Annotated in this window: 3 protein-coding genes; 2 read left to right on the top strand and 1 reads right to left on the bottom strand. The window is 69.5% G+C overall.

The window, feature by feature from the left end; translation table 11 throughout:
- Positions 1–59: 59 nt before the first annotated feature.
- Complete coding sequence (locus ACWGI8_RS17595; protein ID WP_453661859.1) at positions 60–1862, bottom strand: glycoside hydrolase family 15 protein; 1803 nt, start codon at positions 1860–1862, stop codon at positions 60–62.
- A 494-nt stretch (positions 1863–2356) separates the two neighbouring features.
- Between ACWGI8_RS17595 and ACWGI8_RS17590 the strand changes: the two genes are divergently transcribed.
- Both ACWGI8_RS17590 and ACWGI8_RS17585 read left to right on the top strand, forming a co-directional pair.
- On the top strand, positions 2357–4024 hold the full coding sequence (locus ACWGI8_RS17590) for a CTP synthase (RefSeq protein WP_453661857.1): 1668 nt from the start codon (positions 2357–2359) through the stop codon (positions 4022–4024).
- A 104-nt stretch (positions 4025–4128) separates the two neighbouring features.
- Positions 4129–4755, top strand: coding sequence for an NUDIX domain-containing protein (locus ACWGI8_RS17585; RefSeq protein ID WP_453661850.1), 627 nt, complete (start codon positions 4129–4131; stop codon positions 4753–4755).
- Positions 4756–5043 lie beyond the last annotated feature (288 nt).

The following is a 5043-nucleotide window of genomic DNA, read 5'->3' as shown; positions in this document are numbered from 1 at the left end:
CGCGACGGACACCGCCGCGTGGCCGACAGGGCAGGGGATCAGGGATCCCGCAGCTGCCCCTACCCGCCGTACGCGCCGGAGGCGGTGAGCCGGAGCGCCGTGTCGATCAGCGGAACATGGCTGAACGCCTGCGGGAAGTTGCCCACCTGGCGCTGCAGCCGGGGGTCCCACTCCTCGGCGAGCAGGCCCAGGTCGTTCCGCAGCGACAGCAGCTTCTCGAAGAGCCGCCGGGCCTCGTCCACCCGCCCGATCATCGCCAGGTCGTCCGCGAGCCAGAACGAGCACGCGAGGAAGGCCCCCTCGTCGCCCTCGAGACCGTCGACCCCGGCCTCGTCGCCGGCTGTCGGGTAGCGCAGGACGAAACCGTCCGGGGTGGACAGCTCCCGCTGGATCGCCTCGATCGTGCCGATGACGCGCTTGTCGTCCGGTGGCAGAAAGCCCATCTGCGGGATCAGCAGCAGCGAGGCGTCGAGTTCCTTCGAGCCGTACGACTGGGTGAAGGTGTTGCGCTCCTTGTCGTAGCCCTTCTCGCAGACATCGCGGTGGATGTCGTCGCGCAGCTCGCGCCAGCGCTCCAGCGGTCCGTCCGCGTCGCCCGACTCGATCAGCTTGATCGTGCGGTCGACGGCGACCCACGCCATGACCTTCGAGTGCACGAAGTGGCGGCGCGGCCCGCGGACCTCCCAGATGCCCTCGTCGGGCTGGTCCCAGTGGTCCTCCAGATAGCGGATCAGCTTGAGCTGGAGGACGGAGGCGTAGTCGTTGCGGGACAGACCGGTCATGTGCGCGAGGTGCAGGGCCTCGGTGACCTCGCCGTACACATCGAGCTGGAGCTGGTTGGCGGCGCCGTTGCCGACCCGGACCGGGGCGGAGTTCTCGTACCCGGGCAGCCAGTCCAGCTCCGCCTCGCCGAGCTCACGCTCGCCGGCGATGCCGTACATGATCTGCAGGTTCTCCGGGTCGCCCGCGACGGCGCGCAGCAGCCACTCGCGCCAGGCCCGGGCCTCTTCCCGGTAGCCGGTGCGCAGCAGCGAGGAGAGAGTGATCGCCGCGTCCCGCAGCCAGGTGTAGCGGTAGTCCCAGTTCCGGACGCCGCCGATCTCCTCCGGCAGCGAGGTCGTGGGCGCGGCGACGATCCCGCCGGTCGGGGCGTACGTGAGGGCCTTCAGCGTGATCAGCGAGCGGACCACCGACTCCCGGTAGGGGCCGTGGTACGTACAGTGCTCGACCCACTCGCTCCAGAAGTCGGCGGTGGCCTCCAGCGACCCCTCGGGATCGGGCAGCGCCGGCGGCTGGTGGTGCGACGGCTGCCAGCTGATGGTGAAGGCGATCCGGTCGCCCTGGGAGACGGTGAAGTCGGAGTACGTGGTCAGGTCCTTGCCGTACGTCTCCGTCGGCGTGTCCAGCCACACCGAGTCGGGGCCCGCGACCGCGACCGTACGACTGTCGACCTTGTGCACCCACGGCGTGATCCGCCCGTACGAGAAACGCATCCGCAGCGCGGAGCGCATCGGCACCCGCCCGCTGAGGCCCTCCACGATCCGGATCAGCTGCGGTGCCCCGTCACGGGGCGGCATGAAATCGGTCACTCTGACCGTCCCGCGCGGCGTGTCCCACTCCGATTCCAGGATCAGGGAGTCCCCCCGGTACCGGCGGCGGTTGGCCGTGGGCGGCTCTGCGCCCCCCGGATACGCGGGTCCGAGCCGCCAGAAACCGTGTTCTTCGGTGCCGAGCAGCCCGGCGAAGATCGCATGCGAGTCGAAGCGGGGCAGGCACAGCCAGTCGACTGTGCCGTCCCGGCAGACCAGGGCAGCGGTCTGCATGTCTCCGATGAGTGCGTAGTCCTCGATGCGCCCGGCCACGTGGATCTCCAGTCGAACGGCCACGTCCGCCCTGCGTGGCACTTACTGCGGTCAAGGGTGTCAAACGGTCAATGGGTCGTTGACGAGCTCTTGTTCCGGTATGGGGGTCCCGCCCAGGCGAAACTCTGATGGAGGGCGGGGGTTGGTTGTGCCGGTCGCCTGCCTGGCTCCGCAGCGATATTCCGAATCAAGTGTCCGAGCAGGATACGACGCACCCCGGTGATCCGCGCGACGCTCCCGGCAATGCGGCGCCGCCGAACGGGTGAGCGGCGGGTGAGCTCGGAGAAGCCCGTGATGGCCATGATGCCCTGTGTGGCCGGAAGCAGTCTCCCTTCGGCGCTGATACCCTGGTAGCCCGTGGACCGGTGGTGCGCCCCCATTGCGATGGCGGCCCCCGAACCGCAGCGACGGCACCCCCGGAAATCTCCGGATCTCCTCAGCGGGACCGCCGGTACGCACGACGACCTCGCGACCACGGGAGCCCCCTCTTGGCCATGCCGCCCGCTGCTTTTCGAAACAGCACAGCCACGACGACCAAGCACATCTTCGTCACCGGGGGTGTCGCCTCCTCGCTCGGCAAGGGCCTGACCGCCTCGAGCCTGGGTGCGCTGCTCAAGGCGCGGGGCCTGCGGGTCACGATGCAGAAGCTCGACCCGTACCTGAACGTCGACCCGGGCACCATGAACCCGTTCCAGCACGGTGAGGTGTTCGTCACCAACGACGGCGCCGAGACCGACCTGGACATCGGCCACTACGAGCGCTTCCTCGACGTGGACCTGGACGGCTCCGCGAACGTCACCACCGGTCAGGTGTACTCCACGGTCATCGCCAAGGAGCGGCGCGGCGAGTACCTGGGCGACACCGTCCAGGTCATTCCGCACATCACCAACGAGATCAAGCACCGCATCCGGCGCATGGCCACCGACGACGTCGATGTCGTCATCACCGAGGTCGGCGGCACGGTCGGCGACATCGAGTCGCTGCCGTTCCTGGAGACCGTGCGCCAGGTCCGCCACGAGGTCGGCCGGGACAACGTCTTCGTCGTGCACATCTCGCTGCTGCCGTACATCGGCCCGTCCGGTGAGCTGAAGACCAAGCCGACCCAGCACTCGGTCGCCGCGCTGCGCAACATCGGTATCCAGCCGGACGCGATCGTGCTGCGCGCCGACCGTGACGTACCGACCGCGATCAAGCGCAAGATCTCGTTGATGTGCGACGTCGACGAGGCCGCGGTGGTCGCCGCGATCGACGCCAAGTCGATCTACGACATCCCCAAGGTGCTGCACACCGAGGGCCTGGACGCCTACGTCGTGCGCAAGCTGGACCTGCCGTTCCGCGACGTCGACTGGACGACGTGGGACGACCTGCTGGACCGCGTCCACAACCCCGACCACGAGGTCAATGTCGCGCTCGTCGGCAAGTACATCGACCTGCCCGACGCCTATCTGTCGGTGACCGAGGCGCTGCGCGCAGGCGGTTTCGCCAACCGTGCCCGGGTCAAGATCAAGTGGGTCACGTCGGACGACTGCAAGACCCCGGCCGACGCGAAGAAGCAGCTCGGCGACGTGGACGCGATCTGCATCCCCGGCGGCTTCGGAGACCGCGGTGTCAGCGGCAAGGTCGGCGCGATCCAGTACGCCCGGGAGAACAAGATCCCGCTGCTGGGCCTCTGCCTGGGTCTGCAGTGCATCGTGATCGAGGCCGCGCGCAACCTGGCCGAGATCCCCGAGGCGAACTCGACGGAGTTCGACGCCGTCACCGCGCACCCCGTCATCTCGACGATGGAGGAGCAGCTGGCGTACGTGGAGGGCGCGGGCGACCTGGGCGGAACGATGCGGCTCGGCCTGTACCCGGCGAAGCTCGCCGAGGGCTCGATCGTCCGTGAGGTCTACGACGACCAGCCGTACGTCGAGGAGCGCCACCGCCACCGCTACGAGGTGAACAACGCCTACCGCGCGGAGCTGGAGAAGAAGGCGGGCATCGTCTTCTCCGGCACGTCCCCCGACAACAGGCTCGTCGAGTACGTCGAGTACCCGCGCGACGTGCACCCGTACCTGGTTGCGACCCAGGCGCACCCGGAGCTCCGCTCCCGCCCGACCCGCCCGCACCCGCTGTTCGCGGGCCTGATCAAGGCGGCTGTCAAGCGGAAGACGGACGCGTAGGCGTCAGGCGATACGGTTGGCCGGGGTACGGGTCCTTCGGGCCTCGTGCCCCGGTTTTCTGTTCGGCACGGTTCGTTTGTTGTTCGTTCGCTGGAGGACGCTTCATGGCCATCAAGGACACCCCCGAGGAATGGCGGGTCACTGCGACGGCGACCCCGTTCCGGGGCAACAAGACAAGCGTCAGGACCGACGACGTGGTCATGCCCGACGGCTCGGTCGCGCGCCGTGACTACCAGGTCCACCCCGGGTCGGTGGCGGTGCTCGCCCTCGACGAGTCCGGCCGCGTCCTCGTGCTCCGCCAGTACCGGCACCCCGTCCGGCAGAAGCTGTGGGAGATCCCGGCCGGCCTCCTCGACGTGCCGGGTGAGAACCCCCTGACCGCGGCTCAGCGCGAGCTGTACGAAGAGGCCCACGTCAAGGCCGTCGACTGGCGGGTCCTCGCCGACGTCTACACCACGCCGGGCGGCTGTGACGAGGCCGTACGGATCTTCCTGGCCCGCGATCTGTCCGAGGCGGAGGGCGAACGCTTCCAGGTCTCCGAGGAAGAGGCCGACATGGAGCTGGCGCGGGTGCCGCTGGAGGACCTGGTCCGGGGTGTGCTCGGCGGGGAGCTGCACAACAACTGCCTGGTGGTGGGCGTGCTCTCGCTCACCGCGGCGCTCGCCGGCGACGGTGTGGAGGCGCTGCGTCCTGCCGAGGCGGAGTGGCCGGCGCGGCCGTTCGAGGCGTAGCCCCTCCGGGGGTGTGGCCGGTGCGCGTGCGGGTGCGGTGCGGGGTGCGGTGTTGCCCGGTACCGCGGGCGTGCCCGGTGTGTCCGTCCTCAAGCGCCGGACGGGCTCGGGGTGCGCCGGTGCCGTGACGGCGGCCGGTGTGTCCGTCCTCAAACGCCGGACGGGCTTGGGGCGCCCGGTACCGCGGGTGACCCGGTGTGTCCGTCCTCAAACGCCGGACGGGCTTGGGGCGCCCGGTACCGCGGGTGACCCGGTGTGTCCGTCCTCAAACGCCGGACGGGCTTGGGG

The organism is Streptomyces sp. NPDC054841 (assembly GCF_053611045.1).
The sequence above is the reverse complement of the archived record's forward strand: the minus strand, read 5'-3'. Positions and strand labels throughout refer to the sequence as shown.